The sequence below is a fragment of the Candidatus Schekmanbacteria bacterium RIFCSPLOWO2_02_FULL_38_14 genome, from assembly GCA_001790855.1.
Classification (GTDB): Bacteria; Schekmanbacteria; GWA2-38-11; order GWA2-38-11; family GWA2-38-11; genus 2-02-FULL-38-14-A.
Genome location: MGDH01000008.1, coordinates 19379 through 44167, shown reverse-complemented (window position 1 = coordinate 44167; position 24789 = coordinate 19379). Strand labels below are relative to the sequence as shown.

The window sequence follows — 24789 nt, the reverse complement described above, 5'->3', positions numbered from 1 at the left end:
AGAAAGAAGGAAGTTTATTTCAATGCGAATAGTTCTAATAGGGCTTACTCATCCATTCAGAGGGGGTATTTCTCACTACTCAACTTTATCTTTCAATTCCCTTTCAAAAAAGCATGATGTAAAATTTTTATCCTTTCGCCGTCAATATCCTGAACTCCTTTTCCCCGGAAAAACCCAGAAGGATATAAGCCTGAAACCTTTAAAGGCTGAAAGCCATGCCATTATTGACTCCTTAAATCCCTTTTCATGGATAAAAGTGATAAAGGAGATAAAGGACTTTAAGCCTCAGATTACAATATTCAACTGGTGGACTCCTTTTTTTGGCCCCTGCTATAGCTTTATAAGTTTTTTCATTAAAAAGTTTACCAAAATTATTTTTATTGTTCATGACCTAATCCCTCCGGAAAAGAGCATAACTGACAACATCTTTTCAAAATTAGCTTTTTATAATGCTTCATGGTTTATACTTCATTCGAAAAAAGATGAAGAAGGACTAAAACTGATAAAAAAGGATGCAAAGCTAAAAGTAATCCCTCACCCGATTTATTCAGTTTTTAGTGATATATATAGCAATAATGGTCATAAGAATCTGAAAGAATACTTTGGCTTGAAACCAACTGATAAACTCATTCTCTTTTTTGGATATGTGCGTGAGTACAAAGGGTTAAAGTATCTTATAAAATCCATGCCTGAAATATTAAAGGAAATAAAGGATTGCTATCTTTTAATAGCTGGAGAGTTTTATGAAGATGAAAATAAATATAAAAAGTTAATAGAAGAAACTGGAGTCACGCAAAATATCAGGATAATAAATCAATATATACCCAATGAGGAGGTCGGAAGCTATTTTACTTCATCAGATGTTGTAGTTCTTCCTTACACTCAGATTTCTCAAAGTGGTGTTATACAGATTGCCTATGGATTCAGAAAACCTTTGATTTCAACTAAAATTGGTGGCATTCCAGATGTTGTTAAAGACGGGGTTACAGGAATTCTTGTCCCTCCAAGAGACGAAAAAGCCCTTGCAGAAGGAGTGATAAAATTTTTTAAAGAAGAAAAATCCAAAAGCTTTGAAACTAACATCGGTTCTGAAATCAGCAGATTCTCATGGAACAGACTTATTGAAGCAGTTGAAGAAATAGGAGAAGATTCTTCAGGGCTGAGCTAAAAAATATTTTAGAGCCTTTAAAAATTGAACAGGAGACATGAGAATATTTGAATATGCCTGATTTGCAAGAGGGCAGAAACATCCATTAGATTTTATAAAACTCCTTATTTTCTTTGCTTTGCCTGAATTCCAGATTTTTCCAAAATCATAATCAACCTCTCTTAGATTTCCAAGCGACATTTTATTCCCCAAAACAGCACATGGCCAAACCTCACCTGTTGAAGAGATATGGGCATTGGAAATCCCTCCATAGCACTTGGGAATCTGCTTTTTTCTCTCTAAAATTTCAACTGAATTTCTGTAATAAACAATCCTGAGGCTTTCAGTAACTCTTCCCAGAAATGGGAGATGAGGAAGACGGAGAAGACTCTTCCCTATAAACATATTAACCGCATCCCTGTAATCAGAAATTTCAGGAGTTATATCATCATCTTCATTATCCATTTCTGCTCTCTTCTCGGCTATTTCAATGACATAGGAATCAACTGGAAAAGAATCAACAAAATCTATAATACCAGCAAGTTTTTTCACATTTATTTTTGATACTATTGTATTAAATCCAAGATTAAGATTACTGTATTTCTCTTTCAATTTGAACAGCCTTGCAATTAGTATTCTCAAATTTTCAAAATTACCATTCACACCCCTTATATCATCATGGTCTATGCCAACTCCATCAAGGGAAAGTTTCAATGATAACTCTGTTTTCCTGCCACTATCTCCCAAAACCTTTAAAATCTTTAATACCCCATTCTCTACTAAATCAGGCTCAATAGCATTGGTTGGGATATGGATGATTGAGGGTTTAAGAAAGTTTATGGCAAGAGAAATTATTTCAGGCATGTCTTTTCTCAGGAATGGGCACCCACCACTTATATTAAAAAAGAATATTTTTCCCATTGATCTAAAAATCTTTTCTATTTCAGAAAGCTCAAGCTCTTCAGTGTCATATGATTTCCGGTTACTTGAGATTTTCCATATATTGCATGTCCTGCACCTTGACTGACACATGTTTGTTACTGAAAAGGTAAGATTTATTGGAAGAGATGGAGACAGAAGCCCTGCTCTTGAAAGCCTGTAATTTAAAAACTTAAATGGTAAATGGGAAAAGCCTTTCACTTTTCCTCCTCCTGCCTATTTGACAAATACTAATGCCTCTGATAACTTTGAAAAATCTTGGGTATCACCTAAATATGGATAAAAATCACAGAAAAACTATCCCCCTGTTTTCAACAAAATTTTTTAACTTTATAGCTTTAGCTTTCATATTAATCTATTTTTTATTAATAGCAACCTATTCATACTACCACTATCCTGTTGGTCAGCAAATGAATGTAGAGCATGATTTTTATAACTGGTATGCACCTGATGCAAAAAAAATTTTAAATGGTAACCTCTGGTCAATAGAATTTTATGATTTAAAAGGGATAGGGTATCATTTTATTTTAGCTTTGGTTACTTTTGCAACAGGAGATATTTTTGTATCAGGGAAAATCATTTCTGTAATCTTCTCAGCCCTTTCTCTGTTTTTAATCTACAAAATCTTCTCCAGCTCCTTTAATCCATTAACAGGAATTTTAATAATTTTAGGAACCATGGCAAATAATTTTTTCATTATTTCAAGCTATACAGTTGGAACTGACATGTTTTTTCTCTTTCTTGTTTTTGCAGCAATAAATTCTCTCTGCACGGAGAAGGTTTCAAAAACCTATCGTCTTTTACTCGCAGGTTTTTTCTCAGGCTATGCATATTTCACAAGATATAATGGAATTTTTCTTCTCCTCCCTGTAATTCTATATCTCTTCTTTCTGGATGAAGAAAAGGAAGGATTCAGGGAAAAAACCAAGAAGCTCAGCTTCTATCTTGCCTCCTTTTTCTTGACAATAGCCCCATGGCATATCTTTTTATATCTTAAAACGGGTAATCCCTTTTTTAACCGCTCCTACAGAAATCTCGCTTATGATTTTATATATGAAGGATATATTAATAAGGACTTTTACTGGCAATACCTGGCAGATAATTTTCATTCAGCATCAGATGTTTTTTTTTATAATCCTGTATCCTTTTCATACAAACTCCTCGAACATTTTTTTTCTCATTTTAACAATCAGATAAATTCACTGCTCTTTTCTCAATCTTTAAAGTACGTCACAGTTTTAGGAATAGCATACTTTCTTATTGGAGCAATTGGTGGCAAACTCTCAAAAAAAGAGATATTTATTTTCCTATTTGCTGCAAGCTACTATTTAATTATGCTTTTTATCCATTATGAAGACAGATATTTTATTTTCCTTATTCCATTTTTTATCTATTTTGCAGCTCATCTTTTCTTAAATGTTTTTAACAAACACTTGAGCGAAAAATCCTTTTTATTTCTAAGGATAATAGCTTTTCTGCTTCTTATTATCTACTCTTCTAAAGATGCAATAGCTTTTAATCAAAAGAGAGCATCATGGCTTCCAACAGAAATTCTTTATTTTGGAGACTTTCTAAAATTTATCTCACATGAAGATAATCTACTCATCTGCCGTTCTCCTAATATAACTTTTTATGGGGGTGTAAGATATAGGGAAATCCCTTTAGTGTCCTCAGTTGATGAACTGGTAAAGTTTGCTTTAAAAAAGAAAGCAAGCTTTATTTATTTCAGCAATCTGGAGATGAAGTCCAGGCCTCAACTGGAAACACTCCTTTACCACAAATCCAAATATCCTTATCTTTATCCAATTATGGAATGGAATGGAGAAAATAAAAAAGGAGTTCTCTATTACGTAACCGAGGATTCAACCCTTGCTTCTTTTTTACCAAGCGAAAAAACTCCTTTTTTCAGGGAAGATATTTTGACAGAGCTTTTCTCAAAAAGGGATAAGAATGAAAAATGGTCTCTTGAAGTGAAAGGATTGCTGAAAATATCACAAAATGGAAACTATATTTTAGCTTTTTCTGGAGAGGGATTAGAGATGGAAATAGACGAAAAGAAAATTTTCCAGCCAGATGGAGGAATAAACAATTCAAGCTTTTATAAAAAAGGGATAATGTTTGACACAGGATATCATTTTATAAATATATCTGTTAAAATTTCCAGAAACAGTATTTTTCCATCAGGTCTATTCTGGGAAAAACCTGATGGAAAAAGGGAAAAAGTCTCCAAAAAGAATCTTCTAATAGAAAAAGTTATTTTAAAGCCTCTATAAAAAATGAGCAGGATATTAGTAACCGGTGGTTCAGGTTTTATTGGAAACAGAGTGGCAGAAAAGCTGGCTGGCTCCTGTCATGAAGTAGTAATCCTTTCAAGAACAAAAAACAGGCTCAGGGAGAGTTTGGGGAAAATCTCTTTCAGAACAGGTGATGTTACTGATGCGGATTCTCTGAAGGGTTCTGCTGAAGAGATAGACATTGTGATTCACTTGGCAGGGAAGATGGAAGACTGGAATACAACTCCAGCAGAGCTCTATAAAGTAAATTTTACAGGGACTAAAAATTTAATTTTAGAGGCATTAAAAGAAAAAGTAAAACATTTCGTATTTTGCAGTACCCCCGGTGTGTGCGGGATAGGGAAGAATTATCCTGTGACAGAGGAAGAGGAGTATTCAGCGCGGGGTGCATATGAGGGCTCGAAAATCAGAGCAGAGGAATTTCTCATTAAAACCTCAAAAGAGTCAAGGCTTCCTCTTACCATAGTAAGACCTGACTTTGTCTATGGACCCGGTGATAGGCAGAAACTCCCTCTCTTTAATACAATCATGAAGAGCATGGCTTTTATTCCCGGAAAAGGGGAAGCTGTTTTTCTCCCAACATATATTGATGATGCTGCTGAAGGAATAGTGCTGGCTTCTTTAATGAAACAAAATGGTGTTTCAATTTATAATATTGGCGGACCTGAGGAAGTCAGTGTCAAGGTCTTGTTTGAAACAATAGCAAAAAATCTTAGAAGGAGGGTTTTTAAAACTCCTCTCATTCCCTATTCTCTCTTCTACCTGATGGCATATAGCCTTGAAAAAATCTCAGGGCTTTTAAAAACTGCTCCACTCCTTACAAGAAGAAGGCTTATGTTTTTTACAAAGTCTCACTATACCAACATTGAAAAAGCCAAAAGAGAGCTTGGATATTACCCAAAAACAGGTATTGAAGCAGGAATAAAGGAAACTATTGCCTGGTATATGAATGAGGGATGGCTTTAACAGCTAAAAGATTCTTCTGCCCTATAAGTCCTTTTGAGCCATCAGGAGTAAGCCATGCTAAATAAAAATTGTTTAAATCTCTGCTCTCTATATCCAAGGTATGAAACCCTGTGGCTAAATTAACCTCTTTTTCTTTGAAAGATTTTTTTCCTACAGAACCATGGCTTAGAATTTTGTATCCATCTATTGATAAACTGAATTCTCCGTCTGAAAGTATACCAAACTTATAGATACCTCGTTTAGAAACCTTAAGAAGGCAATTTAACACTCCTACGAAATTCCTCTTCATAAAGGGGATATTTGAATTCAGGGAGGAAATCTGCATGGCCAAAAAAGGGATGGGTTTGTAAATAGAAATCAACGGAGTTCTTTCAACCTCCGCAGTATACACAGGACTCATATATTTTGCATACATCCAATCTTCTTCATTAAACCACCCCTGCCTGAAATACAAAATATAATAATCATAATCTGCTTCAGAATATTTTATGTCTTTTCTCAGAATACCCAAGCTATGGTAATAATCAAAACTCATATACAAACCATTTCTTTTAGAAAAGATTTTCCCTTTAAATAACTGGTTAAAGTCTGAAGCAACCCTTGGTGTAAAAGCATCATTCCAGTAAGTGGTCTCAAATCCTGACTCTGTAGCGCCTTTTACCCCTCCAATAAAGCTGTTGTAATAGGAAAGCTCAAAAGGATGGATGGAGATAAGAGAATAGATTGAAGGCAAAAGGCATATCAGCAGAATCACAACAGATGCCATTCTCCCATGATTGAATCTCAATATCGCCCCTTCCAAATAATAAAAACCAACTCCAGCAAGGGCAGCGAGAAAGTAATATGCTGGCAAAAAAAGCCTTACTCCGTCATAATCAGGGGTTACAGGCAGGGCAGTCAGAATCAAAGGAACGAGAGCATTCAAAATAAAGAAAGAACCAATACCCGATTCTTCTTTATCTTTTTTAAGAAGAGAAAAAGGTTCTCTGCCTAAAGAAATTAAAGTGCCTGAAAGAAAAAATATTACAATCAATGGCGGGATTGTTATCAATACCATATAAAATGGATAATACCAGGGGAGAGAAAAGTCGTAGATACTTTCCAAAAAAGAAGTAGGGATGAATTCAAAAGTTTCTCTCGTTGTCATTTTTCTGAAAAAAATAAAAAACTTGTGAACAAAATCATACCAGAAAAAAGGGTTAGTCAGGTAGAGAACAACCGGACTTATAAAAAACATTGAAAAAAAATTGTTTTGAAATTTTTTCTTGGCAAATATGAAACTCCACAGAAAAAGTGATACAGGAATAAAATAGGCATGCACTTTAGTGTTCAAGCTCAAACCCCATACAATTCCCAGAATAACACTCCACATGGGGCTTTCAATTCCCCTTAAAAAGCAGTAAGCAGTTAAAAACCACATAATTGCAATAGGGCTATCTATGGTAAATAAATGAGCATATCCAAACACAGGTGGTATAAATATAAAAGATAGAGAGGTAAATATACCGGCTAAAACACTATAGTACTTTGCAACACAGAGAAAAAGAAGGGATGTGGAAATAGAAAATAGAATAGCAGGTGCAAGACGATATGCTTTGAACTCTCCTAAAGAGTCATGAAAAATATACCATGTTATGCCGCTAAGAAAATTTGAAAAAGGTGGATGGTAAAAATATTTATCTGGGAAATATTTCTCAACTACTTCCTTACTGATGAAACTGCTGAAGTCTCCATTAAAGATAGCATTTAAAGCAACTTCAATCCAGTTGACAAAAGAAACTGAGGACTTTCTGTATGTTCCTATTTCATCAACAACGGCTCCTATATCTGAAAGGGTAAAGTATAATGAGGAAAGGGAAATTAGAAATATAACAAAAGCAATTATGAACAGATACTTAGAGTTATTTTGGGTTTTGCTAAAATTTTCCAAGACCATGAGCCATTCCTTTAGCAGTTGCTCTGATGAGGTTTAATTTTCCCTTAAATAAATATATAATAGTTGTCAGAAGAACTCCACGCAAAAAAAAGAACGGTAAAAACACCAGAAAGAATAATAGATTTGGAAGATGTTTCCTTGCTAAAAAGAATCTTTTCTTTGTAGTCTCATATAATTTTTCCGGAGTTTGATTAAAGAAAGAAAATTCTCCTTTATGAGTTGCAAAGGCTTTCCCTGCAATTAAAATATTATACCCTGCTTTTTTTACCCTTATTGACCAGTCTATATCCTCAAACCCGTATGGATCAAACCTTGAATCAAATATCCCTGCTTTTTTAAAAACATCTTTTCTTATGAGTGAAATTGCCCCTGTAACATAGTCAGTTTCTTTTTTGAAAAAGTTTATCCTCTTCTTTGAATTTTTTTTTCCATAACCTAACAAAAATGGCTGGCTCATAAATTTAATATACCTCCCTCCAAGAGAAAGGAATCTGCCATCTTCTTTAAAAATGACAGGAGCAGTAATACCAATCCTGCTATCAGATGTCATCACCTTTAATAATTCCTCAAGGCATTCCTCATGAAGTATGATATCGCTATCCATTAAAAAAAAATAGTCAGTTTCTGTATCTAATAATCTGCTCAAACCCAAATTCCTTCCTGATGCAATTCCAAGATTTTTACTTGAAGAGAGGATTTGAACAGAAGAGAAATTCTTCTGTATTAATCCTAATGACTCATCTTTTGAACCGTTATCTATAACTGCAATTTTTAAGCTTTTGTGAGTTGACTTGAATACAGATTCAAGGGACTTTATGAGCATTCCTTTTGGATGTCCATGGAGTATAATTACTGTAATTGTGATGTGCTTTTGTTCTTTCATTTTCTCCTTTCTTTCAGAAATAACTGAAAGCCATGTGTAAATCCTTTAACCCACAAATATCCCGTTTTTGCCATTTCTTTTTTCAATAGCAAAGCTCCTGTTAAAGTCCTTATTAGTTCTGTTAAAAATCTAATTAAAAATATTCTCAATGGAAGAAGGTCATTAAATGAGACATGCTTTAACGCGAAAGCACCAAGACCCGTACCATAGTGAAATATCCTTTCATCATTTGCCTCTCCGCTTCTCGGCCTGTTATGGGCAATTACTACAGAGGGTGAAAATTTTATAACAATCTTAGCTTTACATATCCTGTAAATGATATCAGCATCCTCTGCGCTTTTAAAGATTTCTCCTGGTCCAAAAAGGGGGTCAAATATTCCAATTTTATCAAAAACAGTCTTCCTGATAAATAAATTTCCCCCTGAAGGTCCTATTTCCCAGGGATTTACTCTGTCATGGAATAACTGTCCTTCCATTCCATCCTCTGATACCATACTTTCATCCATGGTACTCTGATGGAGTACCCTGCCGACAATACAGTGGATTTTCTGATTCATTGAAAATTCCTTTACTGCATTTTTAATCCAGTTTTTTGAAGCTATGCAGTCATCATCAGTAAAGGCAATAATGTTTCCATGGCTATATTTTATGCCAAGGTTTTTTGAAGATGAAACTCCTCTTAGGTGGTTTTCCATATGAATTACAGGCAGAGTCCTTCCTCCAAGCTTTCTGACTATTTCCTTAGAATCCGGAAATTCACTCTGGTCTATAACAAGAATTTCAAAGGGAAGAAGTGTATTGGCAAGTATAGAATCCAGGCATACACCCAAAGCATCGGGTCTATTTTTTGTACAGATAATTACTGATATTTTTTCTTCCATTTTTAAAATTATAAAGCAATATTTTTAAAAACCCTATGGCTATTCCCTTCAGATGAGAATAGCCATCTGAAATTCTGTTTTTATCAAAAACCAAAAACCCTATTGCAAGTCTTCTGGCTTTTTGCAGAAATTTACAAAAAACAAACCAGCATGGATAGACATCTCCCATGAAAAGGTATTTTCCTGCAAATGCACCAAGGCTGAAGGCATAGTTAGACCTCAGTCTGATGTTATCCTCCCTTTCACGCCATGCCTTGTGATAGACAATGACTCTTGGGGAATAGATGACCTTTCCCTTTGCCCTGAGAATTCTGTAAATTATATCTCCGTCATCAGCAGCTTTAAAGCGGGCGCCACTTCCAAAATCTTCATCAAAATAGTCTATATTAACCAGAAATTCTTTTTTGATAAACATATTACACCCAGAGCACCCTATTTCCCACGGGTTTTTGCGAGCCACAGCCTCCTTTCTTTTCTCTGATCTTACAAGATTTAAGAATTCTTTTGTTTCAAATCCCTGTTCAGCCAGAGTCCTGCCCGTAATAGCGGAAAAATCAGGAGAACTTTCAGCCTCTGCCCTGAAGCTTGAAATCCATTCCTTTGAAACTATACAGTCATCATCTGTAAAGCCAATAATATCTCCTCTGCTCTTTCTGATTCCAAAATTTAATGCCTTTGACTTTCCAACACGGGAATCTTTAAAATAAAGCAGGTTCTTATAATTTATTTTGAGAGCCTCAACTATATCCCCTGCCATGCTTCCGTCTCCCTGGTCCACAACAATCATCTCATCAGGCAGGATAGTATTAGAGATAATTGAAGAAAGAGATTCTTTCAGAAGATGAGGTCTGTTTTTTGTTGCTATTATTATAGATATTTTTTTCATTGGAGAAACAACTCACAGCAGCGCTTGCACATAGGAAAAAGTTTGTGTCCTTTCAATGCTCTTCTATATGACCTGAACTTTTCATTATTCCATAACTGGCTGAACCTTTCTTTTCTAAGATTTCCCACAATGAAATCAGGCCTGTCACCGCAGGGAGTTAAATCCCCGTTGGGAAGAACACATGCAGTTCTCCATGGAACAAGGCAGTATATGAACCTGAAGCTATTCCCGGGATTGCTGTAATATTGAAAAATCTCTTTGTTATCTAAATCTGGCAGAAATATAATAGGAATTTTCCATCTTGTCTCTTTGACCTTGGCTATTTCAGAAGTTAAGATTTTTAAATTAACCCCTGAAGTTTCCCGGATAAAAGCATGAAAATAGGGAGAGCTTGTTTTTAATTCATCTTTAAAAATTTTTTCATTTTTCTCATACATATCTTTATCAGCAAACCAGAGATGGGAAATGGTTATGGAATTGATATTTAACCCTTGAAGAATCTTTACAGTATCAGCAACCCTGTCAAAGTTTAAATCTGAAATAGTAAAGTTTATCTCAATTCTTGGGAGGTTTTCGCTATAATTATATTTAAAATCCTTGATTGTCTCAATTCCCTCTATTGTCCTTTGATAACTCCCCTTGACTCCTCTGATTTCGTCATGAATTTCCTGAGGGCCATCAATAGAAACTACTATGTTATTGACTTTCATTTCTACTAAAGATTTTGCAAATCTTTTAAGAAGGGAACCATTAGTAATTATATTTAAGTATTTCTCTTTCTCTTTTATATAACCTGTAAATTGAGCAAAGTCAGGGTGAAGCATTGGCTCACCACCCCAGAGCGTTATATTTTTTAAAGAACCTGAAATATCGTCTACAACTTTTTTCAAATCTTGAAATTCCATCTCTCCTTCCAAAAGCAGAGGAGATTCTTTTTTGAAAATTCCTCCATCTCTATATTGCCAGCACATCTCACATTTTAAATTGCATTTAGATGTAAGATTAAAGGAGATGGATGAGGGAGGCAAAGCCTTTCCATCAAAAAGTTTATATCCAATAAATCCCTTTAAATATTTAAGATTCAGTTTCAATTTATCCTCTTAATCTCCAGCTTTTTCTGGCAATATTTTCTGTAACGAAACGATGAGAGAATATGAAAATTTCCAGAAACTTAAATTTGAATCAATAATCATCAAAAGTCCAATGAACCAGAAGAGAAGTCTGAAGGAAGAAAATAACAATTTACTGTATAAGAATATTATTAAACTCCTTTCCTGTTTTTTAGTATCCGGCAAAAGCACAGAGGTTAACCAGGTTAACACCTCAATAAAGACATAGGAAATCGGATAAAGCAGAAACCCTTTTTCTTCATGCACCTTAACATTAAACATATCTCTTGAGAGATTTTCAATATCTTTAAAAGAGTGCAAATGAAAGTTTAACTCTTTTCTGGAATTTTTACCTTCCTTTCTAAAATAAGTTCTCAAATTATCGTAAGTTAAAATTTTTAAGTATTTGGAAAGAATTCCTTTTTGAGGTAAAGAAATAATGAAAATGCCTCCGGGTTTTAAAACTCTGTAAGCCTCATAAAATATCTTTTCAATTTTCGGAATATATTGTAGAATTTCAGTTGATACAATAACCTCTGCGCAGGAGTCTTTAAACGGAAGAGAAGAGGCATCACCATTGATAAAGGTTATATCAGGATATTTCCTGTCAATTGATGAGAGGTATTTATAGTTTTTATCAATGCCTATGACCCGCTGAGAGCTATTGGAATAAGAATAGGTAATAGCTCCGTTCTTGCAGCCAAGGTCAAGAAGGATGTTACAATTTTCAGGAATCCAGTTTTTTATCCTCTTCCTGAGTACTTCTCTGTCAGCAAAGAATTTTTCAAAGTGGAGGTAAATATCTTCTTCTGAAACAACATTAAACATGATTTTTTAAGAAATATTAGAGTTGAAAATATAATAATATGTTAAAAAGGATTTTACAACTTTTAAAAAAATGAACTCCATGTCAGACCTGAAAACCGAACCGTTACTGTCTGTGGTGATAATTACCTATAACAGGGGGAAAATACTCTTATCCTCTCTTGAAGCACTCGCTCTGCAGACATACCGAAAAGAACTTTTTGAGGTAATTGTAGTAGTTGACGGCTCAACTGATAATACCATGGAGATACTTGCCAAATTTTCTCCTGATTTTAGATTAAAGTTTCTATACCAGAAAAATAGTGGTGCCTCCTCAGCACGAAATAAGGGAGCAAAGGAGGCAATAGGAAAAATAGCCCTCTTTCTTGATGATGATATAATAGCAGATAAAGAACTCCTGTCAGAGCATGCACAGCATAAGCGCAAGGAACCTATGATACTCCTTGGAAAGATCGGAGTACATCCCTCCTCTCCTGAAAATTTCTTAAAAGCAGGTTTGGAGAAATGGTCAGATGAGCAATTTTCAAAACTTGAAAAAGAAGGATATAAATTTTCCTTTAAAGATATATATTTTGCCAATGCTTCCATTGACAAAAAGTTATTTTTAAGGTTAGGAGGATTTGATGAAACATTCAATTCTTATGGAGAGGAGGACAGGGAACTTGCCTTAAGACTTCTCAAATCAGGAGTATCGCCTGTATATAACCCGAAAGCCTTAGGTTATCAATATTATGACAAGGATTTCAAAAAATACTGTGAGGATTTCTTTTCAGTTGGCAAGGCTGATTTGAAATTCTATTTAAAGCATGGTGAGATGAAACAACAACTGAGGTTTTCCAAATATTATCAGAATTCAAAAAAGATAATGTTTTTTAAAAAACTTTTTATATCACTTCCAGATTTTTTATCCATAAACTTTTATTTTTTAAAAAGCCTCATGCAAATAGCATTAAAGATGGGGCTAAAGGGGACCCTGTTTGGGAAAATACAGGTTCTGACAAGGGAATTTTACTATTTAAAGGGGCTAAGAAAAGCTTGCGGAAGTAAAGAGAGTTTTATTAATCTGATTAATGGAGTTTGAAAAGTGCCAATAAAAATAAGCGTTATTATACCGACTTATAACCGCAGTCAGTTCCTAAAAAAAATCTTAAATTCTCTTTTAGGTCAAACTCAGGAAAAGTGTGATTATGAAATAATAGTTGTAGATGATGGCTCCACAGATGATACCTCTTTGATTTTAAACACCATTAAAACTTCTTATAACTTCAAATTTGTTAGACAGAAGAATGCCGGACTTTCCGCTGCACGGAATCATGGAGCAACTCAAGCTCAGGGAGAAATACTTCTTTTCCTTGATGATGATATAGTTGCTTCAAGTGAATTAATAAAAGAACATCTTTTATCCCATACTTTAGAAAAAGGAAAAAAAGCAGTAATAGGATATATAAGGAGTGATGAGAGTATTCTGAAGGAGCCAATGGCATCTTTTTTTGAATATTCTTTTAAAAGAGAATACGAACGAATGGCAACGCATCATGAAACTGTTAGTGCAAATGATGTAAGGGGTGGAAATTTTTCAATCAGAAAAAATATTTTTTTAGAACTCGGAATGTTTGATGATGAGTTAGGAAGGATTGCAAATGAGGATGGAGAATTTGCATATCGTTTTGAAAAAGCAGGAGGAAGATTCATCTTTAATCCCAAAGCAATCGGTTATCACCTCTATCAGAAAGGTTTCAAAGAAAGCATTGCCAAAGCACACTGTCAGGGAAGAGCTGCAGTTCTTATGCGCAAAAAACATCCTGAATCTATCTGGAAATATGATCTTGGTAAATATCATAAAGGTCCATTTCTAAAGAGGATACTAAGGGAGTTTCTATTAAGGCTTGATGATAGTTCTTTTCTATTGAAAGTTATACTTGAGCTTATAAATTTAACTATTCACTTACCGTTAAGTTTTTTCCGCTTTCCCCTTTTGAGGTTTATCTTAGACTATTCATTCTGGATAGGTGTAAAGAATGAGGCAGAAAAAAATGGAGATAACCTTTTAAGATACAAGAATAATATGATACCCATTTTAGCCTATCATCGGATAGGAGAAGGAAGGGGTTTGGACCTTAAGGAATACTCGATTCCCGGAGAATCTTTCAGAAAGCAGATGCTTTATCTAAAGCAAAGTGGGTTTAATTCCATTTCGCTGAATAAACTCATTGAGTTCTTGAAAAATGGAGAACCTCTTCCCGCAAAGCCTGTAGCCATCACCTTTGATGACGGCTTTAAGGAGACTCTTGAGAATACCCTGCCAGTTTTAGCGAAGTACAGGATTGAAGCTACATTTTTTATAGTTGCGGAAAAAGCAGGTAAAAGGAATGACTGGGATGAAAAATATAAAGACTCGCTTTACCCTCTTGCATCATTTGATAATATTCGTATGGTAAAAGAAGAAACCATACAATTTGAATCTCATTCCCTGACCCATAAAAAACTCAACAGGCTCTCTGAAAAAGAACTCTTCAGAGAAATAACTCTTTCTAAACAAATAATAGAGAAAGAGCTTGGTAAAGAAGTAAGGTTCTTTTCATACCCCTATGGCAAATACGATGAGGAAGCAAAAAGAGTTGCAAAAGAGGCAGGGTATTTAGCAGCCTTTTCTGTAAAACAGGGCATGGTAAAACCACAGGATGATTTTTTTGAATTAAAAAGGGTAGAGATATTCAGGTCCGATGGGTTTCTGGAATTTTTATCTAAAGTCAAAACTGGGGTTTGCATCAAAAAATATTTTAAAAACCTTCTCCTGAAAAGAACCTGAAAATTCTCTTTCCTTTCAAAAAATCCCTGAGCATATCTGCATAAAAACCTCTTTCTTCTCCTGACAGGCAGAATTTAAAAAATATAATAAAATAAAAAGGGAATATTACTGCGGCATTCACAAAAAGTTTATTAATGCCTTCAAGGCCTAAAAGGTTATTTAAAAAAATCAGGAAGAAAAAAACAGGAACAATTGGTATTAGCGGTGGGATCAAGGAACGCTTGATTAACTCTTTTACAGACAGGTTTATCATGGCACAGGTATAAGGGATTACTAAAAATAAACTGCTTATAGAAAGCGGGATTAAAGTTCCAAGAGCAACCCCTTTGAGGCCTAAGGATTTTATCAGAATCAGGCTTAAAAACAGATTGACAAGAGTGCTAATAATGGACACTGCTGCGGTAAACCTCAATTTTCCAATCCCGAGTAAAATTCTGCTTGCAGTTGCCTCAAGAGTTGTAAATACAGATATCATCAGAAATATATCAAGTATTATAACGCTTTTATGGTATTCCTTTCCAACCCATAAAGCTACTGCAGCCCTGTCTGATAAAAAAAGGAACGCTACCAGTGGAAAGGCAATGAGGGCTGAACTCCTTGTGCCTTCGATCAATAATCTCTGAAGACCCTCCCTGTCTCTATTTGCTGAAAGCTCTGAGGAAAAGGGAAAGAAGATATCAACCATGGGATCTGTCAGCTTTTCAGCAATACTTGCCAGTTTCACCCCGATTATATAATTAGTTATTGCAGCTACAGGCATGAATATCCCGATTATGAGGCTATCCATCTTGGCTGTTACTTTGGAAGCAATTTCCAGGATAAAAGAGAAAAAACTGAAATCGAGGATGCTTTTAATAGTTTGCCATCTGAATCTGCTGAGTTTAATCCCAAAGCCATAATATGCTTTCAGGATAGTTAATTGTATAAAAAAAACTGAAACACTTACAAACAGGCTGAGAAGAGCAAGAGAGATGATGCCAAACCCTGACAAGAGCAGCAAAACCGTCAATACAGCATTCAGGGCTTCTGAGAGGATATTGAGGAGGCTTATGAGGTCATACCTTTGAAGTCCCACAAGAGCTCCTTCAAGGATTCTGTTTAAAAACACAATAGCCACATTTATCCCAAAAATACCAATGATGGTTTTTATTGTCTGAGAAAAATCAGGAGGGATTTTAAAAATGTCAGGAGAAAAATTGGCAATAATTTTTAATGCAAATAGTGAGATTATTCCTATTAGCAAAAACACATAAAATGAAGTGGACAGGAGTTCTTCAATTTTCTTTTTCTCATCTGCTGCATGGTATTGTGATATAAACTTTATTACTGAAGTTCTGATGCCAAGCTCCATGACCTGAAAATAGGATTTGAGAGAGTTTGCAACAATCCAGATTCCGTATGCCGCAACTCCAAGTTTCTTAATCATGAATGGTGTAAGGAAGAGAAGGATTGCTGAAGGAATCAGAACTCCTGCATAATTGCTAAGAATATTTTTTATAAGCCTGTTAGAGTGATTCATAAAAAGAGATAAATTTTATATTTGGAAAATAGACCTTAATCTGAGATAATTAAATCTAATTTATAACAGGATGTTTTGCAACTACAAATAAAAGCCATGAAAAAAATAATACTGACTGATGCAAACACCTATGCGACTCTCTCTGTCGCCAGATCATTGGCAAGAAAAGGGTTTGAAATAATAGTTGGCGGAGAAAGAGCCACAGATATGAGTTTTTATTCAAAATCTGTGGCGAAAAAGTTTATCTATACAAGCCCGAAGAAAAGCATAGAGAGATTCTTAAAAGATATAAAGAAAGCAATTGATAATTATTCTCCTGATATGTTGATTCCAGTAGCTGATAAGACTCTCATAGTAATCTCAGAGCACAGGGCAGACTTAAAGGCAAAGACTTTTCTGGCTCAGGATAAGCATATCAAAACCGCAATGAATAAATTTGAGACCCAGAAACTTGCCCAGAGCCTTGGCATTAAAACACCTAAAACAATATTCCTGAATAATGATCAATGGCAATCAAATTTGCTTCAAAATGCAGGGATTAATTTCCCTGTGGCGATAAAGGCTTGCTGCAGTGCGGATATTATCGGAGACAGAGTCATTGGGGGAAGTAATACGATTTATTCAAATTCTGAAGAGGAATTATTATCAAAACTTAAAGTTTTTCAGACAAGGCTTCATAAACTCCTGGTTCAGGAGTTTATTGCAGGAACAATCATTGGAATATCTGGAATCTTCAAGAATGGCAATCCAATTGCTCTTTTTGCCTATAAACGGATAAGGCAGACAAGGCCAATAGGAGGACCAAGTGCATTGGCAGAAAGCATAGCTCTAAATGATACCTTGAAAACTCAGGCTTTACCTCTGATGAGAGCCCTTGAATGGTCAGGCCCTGCCATGCTTGAGTTCAAAACAGGGAAAGATGGAGAAATTTATCTTCTTGAGATTAATGGAAGATTCTGGGGCTCTCTTCCTCTCTCTATCTTTTCAGGAGTGGACATGCCATTCTTATATTTCAAAAGCGTCAATGATATGCCTGTAGACTCTTCAGAGACATTTTACAAGGTAGGTCTTAAGGGAAGATTTTTTTGGGGTGATCTTTTAAACCTTTTCTTAAGATTAAGAGGAATTCCCAAATGGTGGCCTGATATTTCTTTATCAAGGATTGAAGCCCTAAGAGATTTTTTTGCCTCTTTTTTTGATGAGAAATTAGTGTACCTTGATTTTCAGTCAGATGATATAGTACCATTTTTAATAAGACCTCTTTCTATTTTTAACGAATTGTTGTTTTAATAGTTTTTAAAAAAATATTATGAATAAAATTTATTTTACCTGTTTTAACTCTACTATTGGAAAGATTTATATTAAGGGAACAGAAAAAGGTATATGTGGTATTTCAATTTCACCTCTTCACGGTAATCCATGGAAAGTTATAGAAAAAAAATATGAAACATCTTTGCTTAAAAATTGTCTAAAGCAGCTAAAAGAATATTTTCAGGGGAAAAGGAAAACCTTTTCTATATCTTTTGATTTTTTAAGCGGGACAGAATTTGAAAAAAAGGTCTGGGATGCATTGCTTGAAATACCTTATGGCAGTACATCAACATATAAGTTGATTGCGGCAAAAATTGGAAAACCAAAAGCCTGCCGTGCTGTTGGCAATGCAGTAGGCAAAAATCCGATACCTGTCATAATCCCGTGCCACAGGGTAATAAGAGAAGACAGGAGCCTTGGAGGTTTTTCATCTGGAATTGAGATTAAGAAGAAACTACTGAGGCTTGAAGATATAATGAAATTATAGAAAATGTCGAAAAACATATGACAGGCTGATCAAGAATGTCATTGCGAGAAGCAATAGCGACGAAGCAATCTCATAATTTTTCTTGCAAATAAAGAGATTGCCACGCTCCCTATCGGTCGCTCGCAATGACAAAAAGGGATTCTCGGTTACTCTTATGAGGTGGTTTTATGAGTTTCAAGGAGCAGATTATAATTTCTAACCAAGGTGCAGCGCTAATTGCTTCACTCGTCATTCTGATTGTGCTTACCCTGTTTGCTACACTTGCCATCACAATTAATATAGTTGAACTAAAGGTCAGCGATAACCACGAGGAAGCAAATAAGGCTTTCTATGGAGCTGAAAGCGGAATCCAGCACGCACTTGCCCAGCTAAAAACAACAACTATGAGCTGGACAAATTCAAATGCCAGCTTCACGTCCCTGCTTTCCGGAGCAACTTCACTAAATCCTTGGGTAAGTTTTTTATCATCAGGGAATTATGTAATAAAAATAAAGGATGATAATGATGAAGCAGGAACTCCTGACCCTGCGGTTGACACAAACAGAAGAATTTATATCAGGTCTGAAAGCAGCACTCTGTTTGGGGCAAAAAAGGTAATTGAGGTTTTGGTTGAAGGATATATGCCGGAAGATGTTTCTGTCTGGAACAATGCTATTTTCTCAGGAAGCGGACAGGCAGGAAAAATGGTTAAAGGAAAGGTTATAATCAGCGGCTCTGTTCACCTTCTTGGAGAGAATGCAAGCGGAGTGCAAACAGTTGGGTATGCAGATACAGCAGTGGACCTGGAAATACTGGAGATGGGCGGAAAGGCAAGGATTGGAAATAATTATGATGGGTTAGTGAGTGGTTTGCTGGATAAAATACCTGACCTTGCAACTTCTCCACAGAGCCTGAATAGCGTGTTGAGGATAAAACACGGGAAGGTATCGCTTGAAGGAGACTCCAAGATTGGTTCACCTGAAGCAACTACTGCTTACAAAGATACAATGGATGGAGTGTACATTACAGATGGTTATGTGAACCCTAATGATGTTAATCAGGTTTTTACAGATAAATCCGGAGTATATAATGATACAATTCCAGTATCTTACCAAAGCCAGATAAAAATGCCTTCTCTGAGCGACCAAATATCTTCAGGGGTTTCATATGAGAACTGGCTTACAACTAATTCCCTTCATATTCCAAGCCTTGATATAGATTTTACTAATGGAGCAGCTTCAACCCTTTCTGCAAAAAAGAGTGAGATTGAATCAAAATATTCTGGAACCACTGTATCTGCAAATACGAGTACAGGAGATTTCACTATAACTCGTACAGACTCCAACGGAAACCAGCATTTAATGTCATGGACCAATTCTTCAAAAACTTTGCAAGTAAAAGGAATAGTAACTGTTGATGGTAATTTGGACATTGGAAACGGAACTGATGGTGCCATTGTAACCTATATCACTGACCCTACCACTATAAATGGAACAACTACTGTTGGTTCAACAATTTTTGCAAATTCTGATTTAACAGGAGGCTCAGGCAAGGTAAAGGTTCATAACAGTGTCATGCCTTCAGGAAGCAAGTCCTTCGCAACCTCCGGTGGAGAAACACTCGGATTTGTTGCAAAGGATAAAATTGAAATAGCCTTAAAAGATTCTGACAGTGACCTCACTGTAGCAGCAGCTTTTTTTGCAGAAAATGAAATAGTTTCTGCCAAAAAGAATGATGTGGCTGGAACCTTTGTATCAAATTATATAAACTTGGGAATAAAGAGCCCTACATTATTTCAGGTCCCTGCGCTTGCAAATAATCTACCCCCAGGCCTTCCCGGTTCAACAAAAACTGTAATCCCACAACCCCCAAAGATAATAAGCTGGCGAGAGGTTCAGTAAAGCCTCAGATACATAAGCCACTTTTCTTACATACCTCTGAAAAAACTATCCTTTTGTGTCATTGCGAGGAGCGTAAGCCTGCCTACCGCAGGCAGGCGACGTGGCAATCTCAAAAAAAACGAGATTGCTTCGCTTTTTGCTCGCAATGACAGAGGTGGGACGTTATTCATAATGGTTGGAGTCAGGTTTTTCAGAAAGCTCTATTGCAGGCTATTATCAAAGTCTTGAGTTCTTCCATCAGTCTTGAAAACTTCTCAGGTTTTAACGATTGGGCCCCGTCAGAAAAAGCCTCTTCAGGCCTTGGATGAACCTCAATTAAAAGCCCGTCAGCTCCAGCCGCAATTGATGCCTTTGACATTGACGCTACAAATTTCCAGTTGCCAATAGCATGGCTTGGGTCAACTATAATTGGAAGGTGGCTTTTGCTCTTAATAACAGGTATGGCGCTTAAGTCGAGGGTATTCCTTGTTTCTGTCTCAAATGTCCTTATTCCCCTTTCGCATAAAATGACATTTGGGTTTCCTTCTGACAATATATATTCCGCACTCATCAGGAATTCTATAATAGTTGTCATCATTCCTCTTTTAAGGAGAATCGGTTTCTTTATCTTTCCGAGTTTTTTAAGAAGGGCAAAATTTTGTACATTCCTTGCACCTACCTGCAACATATCCGCATAATCTGCAACCGTATCAATATCTACGGTATCCATTATCTCTGTAACAAAGGGAAGCCCTGTTTTCTCTCTGGCGATAGCAAGCATTTTAAGCCCTTCTTCTTCATGCCCCTGAAAACTGTAAGGAGAGGTTCTTGGTTTAAAAGCTCCACCGCGCAGAATCTTTGCTCCTGCCTTTTTTACAATTTCAGCAGACTCTATTATCTGCTCCCTGCTTTCAACAGAACAGGGTCCGGCAATTACAACTATTTCCTTGCCGCCAATTCTAACATTCCCAACATCTATTACAGAATCATCGTGTTTGAATTCTCTGCCCGCAAGCTTATAAGGCTGCAGAATCGGCATAACCTTTTCAACCCCCGGCATTGATTCAAGAGACTGGAGTCTCTCTTTTCCCCTTTCATCGCCCACAGCCCCGATTACAGTTCTTTCAACCCCCTTGATTATGTGAGTTTTGTAGTGCATCTTTTCAATTTTTTTTATAACCTCATCAATCTCTGCCTCACTTGCATGAGACCGCATTACAATAATCATTTTTTTATTACCTTTTCCGTTCCTTTGCTAATTACTGTTCTTTCTCAACAGACTAATTTTTCAGTTTAATGTTTTATACTAATAGTTTATCGTTTTAAGATGTCAAGATAGAAGTAAAGAAAAAATCAGATTGCTTGACATAGAGGTTCTCTGCTGGTATTATTTAAAATATATATTTACTCAATATAGGAAGGATTCAAACCCTATGCCAACCATCCTCGTAATCCATGGCCCAAATTTAAATCTTTTAGGAACAAGAGAGCCTGAGGTTTACGGAAAAGAAACCCTCAAGGATATCAATTCATCTCTTTCAAAAATCGCCAAAGAGGCTGGAATGAATATTAAATTCTTTCAGTCAAACCACGAGGGAGAAATTGTGGATGCAATACAGGAAGGCTTAAAAAAGATTGATTTCATAATACTTAATCCCGGAGGACTGACCCATACCTCTGTCTGTATCAGGGATGCTTTGCTGTCCACAAAAATCCCGTTTATTGAAGCCCACCTGTCTAACATCTTCAAAAGAGAAGAGTTCAGAAAAAAATCTTTAATCTCAGATATTGCAGTAGGAACAATTACAGGGTTTGGAAGCAAGTCTTACATCCTCGCATTCAGCGCTGCAATAGATTATCTTAAATCAAAGTAATTTTTGAAAGAATAGTAATTGCCAAGGTTTTTTTTAATACCGACTTTTATATTAAGCAGGAAATGTAGAAACACACCTTCAGGTGTGTTAGTTATTCAATAGATTAACAGGTCTGAAGACCTGTTTCTACATTTTTAGGGACATAAGCAAATCATCGAAGGAACAATAAGTGAAAACAACCGCCCGTGCCAAAGCCCTACAGTCCTTTATAAAGCCGCCCCTTGACGGATTACTTATCACAAATCTTATCAATGTCAGGTATCTCTCAAATTTTACAGGCTCTTCTGGTTTTATTATAATGTCCCCTAAAAAAAACTTCTTCTTTACTGATTTCCGTTACACAACACAGGCTAAAAAAGAAGTCTCAGGGTTTAAAATCGAAGAATTTAAAAATCAAAACGAAGCAATTAAAAATTTCTGTAAAAAGGAAAGGATTAAAAATCTTGGTTTTGAGGCTTCTTATATGCCATTCTCTGTTTATAAAAACTTTAAAAAAGCCTTATCCCCTGTTAAACTCATTCCAACCACAGGCGTTATTGAAATACTGAGAATTGTAAAAGATGAAGGCGAAATGATATGTATAAGGAAAGCAGTCTCAATTCTTGAAAAAGGGTTAAAGCCTGTTCTTCCAATGCTAAGGAAAAAACTTAAAGAAAGAGAGATAGCTCTTGAACTTGAATACCAGCTAAAAAAACTCGGCGCACAGAAATTATCTTTTGATTTAATAGTTGCATCAGGAAAAAGGTCTGCCCTTCCTCACGGAGTTGCTTCAGATAAAAAAATATCAAAGGGAGAATTTGTAATAATTGATTTTGGCTGTTCCTATAATGGTTATCATTCTGATGTTACAAGAACTTTTATAATTGGAAAACCAGATAAAAAACAGCAGCAGATTTATAACATTGTCAGGGATGCCCAGAGTATTGCCATAGAAAATATAAAGCCCGGAAAAACTTGTGAAGAAATTGATGATGCAGCAAGAAATTATATAAAAAAAAATGGCTTTGACAAATACTTTGGCCATGGCTTGGGACACGGGGTCGGGCTTGATGTTCACGAGGAACCAAGAATAAGCAAAAAGGTAAAGGAAAAAATCAAAGAGGGAATGGTATTCACAGTTGAACCGGGAATATATATCCCCGGTTTTGGAGGCGTAAGGATAGAAGATATGGTCTATGTAACAGAATCAGGATGTAAAGTGCTTACAAATAATATCCCTCATATATTTGAAATCTGACCATAGAAAGGTTACAGAATTAAGGCTTAGAGGAAATATTCAGGATTAAAATAAAAAAACGAAAGGATTCTACTTGTAAAAATTCTGGCGCCACCATGGATAAGGCGCTTCTTTTTTTGCTTTTTCTCCAAGCTCATCCCATTCCTTCTGGATACTTTCATAATCTTTCTTAGCGGCATCATAGTCATCTTCTGCTGCTTTTCTGTCAGCATTTGAATATTGTTTCCTTGAATAAGAGCTTGTGGTGCGGTTTTTAGACCTCTCTGCCTCATCAAGCTTTCTTTTTGTTTCCTTTAATTTTTCCTTCTGCTTGGATACTTTTTCATCCCAATCCTTTATTATTTCTGCTTCTGTCTTTTTCTTTTCAGGTTCAGATAAAGCCTTGTCTTTTTCTTTAGAATCCTTTGAAACAGATTCTTTGGATTTTTTTTCTTTTATTTTTTCATCCACTTTTTCATCACTGCTGACTACTTCTTCAACTTTTTTCTCTCTGTATTTCTCAGGTATTGCATCATAGGTGTCAATAAAATGAATAATCCCTTCCTCGTCAACAAACTTATATATATTTGCTGACACATTTGGAGGTAACAAAAGTAAAAAAATTATAACAGCTAAAAATAATCTCATCTGCTCACAGCCTGTTAATATACTCCCTGTAATTATTGAAATTTCTTTTCATCTCTTTTAAACTATCTCCTCCGAACTTCTCCAGCACAGCATCAGCCATTTCAAAGGCAACAACAGCCTCTCCCACAACCGCTGCAGAAGGAACTGCGCACACATCAGACCTTTCAACAGAGGCTTTGAAAGGCTTTTTTGTAATAATATCAACTGATCTTAACGGAGTTAACAATGTCGGAATTGGTTTCATAGCCGCCCTCAAAACAATATCCTCTCCGTTTGATATTCCGCCTTCGATTCCTCCGGCATTATTTGTTTTCCTGTAAAAGCCTCTTTTGTCTTTCCTGTAATATATCTCATCATGGACCTGTGAGCCAAAAAGGTCGGCAGTTCTAAAACCCATACCGGTCTCTATTCCTTTTATTGCCTGAATGCTCATTAAAGCCCGGGCTAATTTTCCATCAAGCTTCCTGTCCCATTGGGTATGGCTTCCTAAACCAACAGGAGGATTCATCACAATTATCTCAAATATCCCCCCTACTGAATCTCCTTTGTTTTTTGCCTTGTCTATCACATCCTTCATTTTCCTTTCAGCTTCTGCATCAGCGCAACGAAGGTCTGATCTCTCTGCCAAGTGAACGATTGAGTTAGGGTTTCTTGGAATGTTTTTCGCCCGAATATTTCCTATGCTTATCACGTGGCTTAAAATTTTTATACCCAATTCTGCAAGAATTTTTCTTGCAACAGCCCCAACAGCCACCCTGCATGCGGTTTCCCTTGCGCTTGACCTTTCAAAAATATTACGTAAATCTATTTCGTTATACTTGATTCCTCCTGCAAGGTCAGCATGTCCGGGTCTTGGTCTTGTAACCATATTTATCCCTTTATTGCGCCTGATTATTGACATCTCATTCTTCCAGTTTTCCCAGTCCCTGTTGCGGATTATCATGGAAATTGGGCTTCCCATTGTTTTTCCAAAACGGACTCCTGAGGTTATCTCCACCTCATCCCGCTCTATCTTCATCCTCTCTCCCCTGCCATAGCCTGACTGTCTTCTCCTGAGGTCAATGTTTACATCCTCCTCAGAAAGCTCAAGCCCTGAAGGAATTCCTTCAAGAATTGCATTTATTAATTTCCCGTGGGACTCACCTGATGTTAAGTAGCGGAGCATATCTTCTTTGCAATCCTTCTTTTATGCTATTATCA

General features: G+C 36.0%; 21 protein-coding genes. 10 read left to right on the top strand and 11 right to left on the bottom strand.

Annotated elements, in window-relative coordinates; translation table 11 throughout:
* The first annotated feature begins 22 nt into the window (after positions 1-22).
* The gene (locus A3H37_10570; GenBank protein ID OGL51249.1) at positions 23-1168 is read left to right on the top strand and encodes a hypothetical protein; all 1146 of its coding nucleotides are present in this window, start codon (positions 23-25) and stop codon (positions 1166-1168) included.
* Here the strand turns inward: A3H37_10570 and A3H37_10565 are convergent.
* Positions 1154-2287, bottom strand: a complete 1134-nt coding sequence (locus tag A3H37_10565; protein OGL51248.1) for a hypothetical protein — start codon at positions 2285-2287, stop codon at positions 1154-1156. The two genes, A3H37_10570 and A3H37_10565, sit on opposite strands and share 15 nt — an antisense overlap.
* 32 nt (positions 2288-2319) lie before the next feature.
* On the opposite strand from A3H37_10565, the gene A3H37_10560 reads away from it, so the two are divergent.
* Complete coding sequence (locus A3H37_10560) at positions 2320-4359, top strand: hypothetical protein (GenBank protein OGL51247.1); 2040 nt, start codon at positions 2320-2322, stop codon at positions 4357-4359.
* 3 nt (positions 4360-4362) lie between these two features.
* Positions 4363-5346, top strand: coding sequence for a hypothetical protein (locus A3H37_10555; GenBank protein ID OGL51246.1), 984 nt, complete (start codon positions 4363-4365; stop codon positions 5344-5346).
* Here A3H37_10555 and A3H37_10550 read toward each other — a convergent pair.
* From A3H37_10550 to A3H37_10525, 6 genes are read right to left on the bottom strand one after another with little or no spacing between them, the layout of a single operon-like run.
* Positions 5312-7282 (bottom strand): hypothetical protein, encoded by a 1971-nt coding sequence (locus A3H37_10550; protein ID OGL51245.1) that lies wholly within the window; start codon positions 7280-7282, stop codon positions 5312-5314. The two genes, A3H37_10555 and A3H37_10550, sit on opposite strands and share 35 nt — an antisense overlap.
* Positions 7263-8165: a hypothetical protein gene (locus tag A3H37_10545; protein ID OGL51244.1), complete on the bottom strand. Its 903-nt coding sequence runs from the start codon at positions 8163-8165 to the stop codon at positions 7263-7265. Before A3H37_10545 ends, A3H37_10550 begins: the two co-directional genes overlap by 20 nt.
* A complete protein-coding gene (locus tag A3H37_10540; protein ID OGL51243.1) occupies positions 8162-9046 on the bottom strand; it encodes a hypothetical protein in 885 nt (294 codons plus the stop codon). The genes A3H37_10545 and A3H37_10540 overlap by 4 nt, the downstream gene beginning before the upstream one ends.
* Positions 9006-9932: a hypothetical protein gene (locus A3H37_10535; GenBank protein ID OGL51242.1), complete on the bottom strand. Its 927-nt coding sequence runs from the start codon at positions 9930-9932 to the stop codon at positions 9006-9008. Before A3H37_10535 ends, A3H37_10540 begins: the two co-directional genes overlap by 41 nt.
* Positions 9929-11023 (bottom strand): hypothetical protein, encoded by a 1095-nt coding sequence (locus tag A3H37_10530; protein OGL51241.1) that lies wholly within the window; start codon positions 11021-11023, stop codon positions 9929-9931. The genes A3H37_10535 and A3H37_10530 overlap by 4 nt, the downstream gene beginning before the upstream one ends.
* A 9-nt stretch (positions 11024-11032) precedes the next feature.
* Positions 11033-11869 carry a hypothetical protein gene (locus A3H37_10525; protein OGL51240.1) on the bottom strand — a complete coding sequence of 279 codons (837 nt, stop codon included), beginning with the start codon at positions 11867-11869 and terminating at the stop codon, positions 11033-11035.
* Positions 11870-11948: 79 nt separating this feature from the next.
* Here A3H37_10525 and A3H37_10520 point away from each other — a divergent pair, with 79 nt between their 5' ends.
* Both A3H37_10520 and A3H37_10515 read left to right on the top strand, forming a co-directional pair.
* Entirely contained in the window at positions 11949-12947 is a 999-nt protein-coding gene (locus A3H37_10520) for a hypothetical protein (protein ID OGL51239.1), read from the top strand.
* Between the two features lie 3 nt (positions 12948-12950).
* Positions 12951-14675 carry a hypothetical protein gene (locus A3H37_10515; GenBank protein ID OGL51238.1) on the top strand — a complete coding sequence of 575 codons (1725 nt, stop codon included), beginning with the start codon at positions 12951-12953 and terminating at the stop codon, positions 14673-14675.
* Here A3H37_10515 and A3H37_10510 read toward each other — a convergent pair.
* A complete protein-coding gene (locus A3H37_10510) occupies positions 14647-16194 on the bottom strand; it encodes a hypothetical protein (GenBank protein ID OGL51237.1) in 1548 nt (515 codons plus the stop codon). The two genes, A3H37_10515 and A3H37_10510, sit on opposite strands and share 29 nt — an antisense overlap.
* Positions 16195-16290: 96 nt before the next feature.
* Here A3H37_10510 and A3H37_10505 point away from each other — a divergent pair, with 96 nt between their 5' ends.
* The 3 genes from A3H37_10505 (at position 16291) to A3H37_10495 (ending at position 19872) form a co-directional block, all read left to right on the top strand.
* Positions 16291-17484: a hypothetical protein gene (locus A3H37_10505; protein ID OGL51236.1), complete on the top strand. Its 1194-nt coding sequence runs from the start codon at positions 16291-16293 to the stop codon at positions 17482-17484.
* Positions 17485-17503: 19 nt separating this feature from the next.
* Positions 17504-17992: a hypothetical protein gene (locus tag A3H37_10500; protein ID OGL51235.1), complete on the top strand. Its 489-nt coding sequence runs from the start codon at positions 17504-17506 to the stop codon at positions 17990-17992.
* A 167-nt stretch (positions 17993-18159) separates the two neighbouring features.
* Entirely contained in the window at positions 18160-19872 is a 1713-nt protein-coding gene (locus tag A3H37_10495; GenBank protein OGL51234.1) for a hypothetical protein, read from the top strand.
* 190 nt (positions 19873-20062) lie between these two features.
* Here A3H37_10495 and A3H37_10490 read toward each other — a convergent pair whose 3' ends face one another.
* Positions 20063-21079 (bottom strand): 3-deoxy-7-phosphoheptulonate synthase, encoded by a 1017-nt coding sequence (locus A3H37_10490; GenBank protein ID OGL51233.1) that lies wholly within the window; start codon positions 21077-21079, stop codon positions 20063-20065.
* Between the two features lie 205 nt (positions 21080-21284).
* On the opposite strand from A3H37_10490, the gene A3H37_10485 reads away from it, so the two are divergent.
* Entirely contained in the window at positions 21285-21725 is a 441-nt protein-coding gene (locus A3H37_10485; protein OGL51284.1) for a type II 3-dehydroquinate dehydratase, read from the top strand.
* Between the two features lie 169 nt (positions 21726-21894).
* The gene (locus A3H37_10480) at positions 21895-22962 is read left to right on the top strand and encodes a hypothetical protein (protein OGL51232.1); all 1068 of its coding nucleotides are present in this window, start codon (positions 21895-21897) and stop codon (positions 22960-22962) included.
* A gap of 69 nt (positions 22963-23031) precedes the next feature.
* Here A3H37_10480 and A3H37_10475 read toward each other — a convergent pair whose 3' ends face one another.
* Entirely contained in the window at positions 23032-23589 is a 558-nt protein-coding gene (locus tag A3H37_10475; GenBank protein OGL51231.1) for a hypothetical protein, read from the bottom strand.
* A 4-nt stretch (positions 23590-23593) separates the two neighbouring features.
* A complete protein-coding gene (locus tag A3H37_10470; protein OGL51230.1) occupies positions 23594-24754 on the bottom strand; it encodes a chorismate synthase in 1161 nt (386 codons plus the stop codon).
* Positions 24755-24789: the final 35 nt, after the last annotated feature.

Excerpts from the sequence above, each read along its gene's own strand:
- A3H37_10550 (OGL51245.1), bottom strand. The coding sequence starts at position 7,282 with ATGGTCTTGGAAAATTTTAGCAAAACCCAAAATAACTCTAAGTATCTG.
- A3H37_10535 (OGL51242.1), bottom strand. The coding sequence starts at position 9,932 with ATGAAAAAAATATCTATAATAATAGCAACAAAAAACAGACCTCATCTT.
- A3H37_10500 (OGL51235.1), top strand. The coding sequence starts at position 17,504 with ATGAATAAAATTTATTTTACCTGTTTTAACTCTACTATTGGAAAGATT.
- A3H37_10520 (OGL51239.1), top strand. The coding sequence starts at position 11,949 with ATGTCAGACCTGAAAACCGAACCGTTACTGTCTGTGGTGATAATTACC.
- A3H37_10475 (OGL51231.1), bottom strand. The coding sequence starts at position 23,589 with ATGAGATTATTTTTAGCTGTTATAATTTTTTTACTTTTGTTACCTCCA.
- A3H37_10540 (OGL51243.1), bottom strand. The coding sequence starts at position 9,046 with ATGGAAGAAAAAATATCAGTAATTATCTGTACAAAAAATAGACCCGAT.
- A3H37_10525 (OGL51240.1), bottom strand. The coding sequence starts at position 11,869 with ATGTTTAATGTTGTTTCAGAAGAAGATATTTACCTCCACTTTGAAAAA.
- A3H37_10545 (OGL51244.1), bottom strand. The coding sequence starts at position 8,165 with ATGAAAGAACAAAAGCACATCACAATTACAGTAATTATACTCCATGGA.
- A3H37_10470 (OGL51230.1), bottom strand. The coding sequence starts at position 24,754 with ATGCTCCGCTACTTAACATCAGGTGAGTCCCACGGGAAATTAATAAAT.
- A3H37_10495 (OGL51234.1), top strand. The coding sequence starts at position 18,160 with ATGAGTTTCAAGGAGCAGATTATAATTTCTAACCAAGGTGCAGCGCTA.
- A3H37_10570 (OGL51249.1), top strand. The coding sequence starts at position 23 with ATGCGAATAGTTCTAATAGGGCTTACTCATCCATTCAGAGGGGGTATT.
- A3H37_10485 (OGL51284.1), top strand. The coding sequence starts at position 21,285 with ATGCCAACCATCCTCGTAATCCATGGCCCAAATTTAAATCTTTTAGGA.
- A3H37_10560 (OGL51247.1), top strand. The coding sequence starts at position 2,320 with ATGCCTCTGATAACTTTGAAAAATCTTGGGTATCACCTAAATATGGAT.
- A3H37_10555 (OGL51246.1), top strand. The coding sequence starts at position 4,363 with ATGAGCAGGATATTAGTAACCGGTGGTTCAGGTTTTATTGGAAACAGA.
- A3H37_10510 (OGL51237.1), bottom strand. The coding sequence starts at position 16,194 with ATGAATCACTCTAACAGGCTTATAAAAAATATTCTTAGCAATTATGCA.
- A3H37_10490 (OGL51233.1), bottom strand. The coding sequence starts at position 21,079 with ATGATTATTGTAATGCGGTCTCATGCAAGTGAGGCAGAGATTGATGAG.
- A3H37_10505 (OGL51236.1), top strand. The coding sequence starts at position 16,291 with ATGAAAAAAATAATACTGACTGATGCAAACACCTATGCGACTCTCTCT.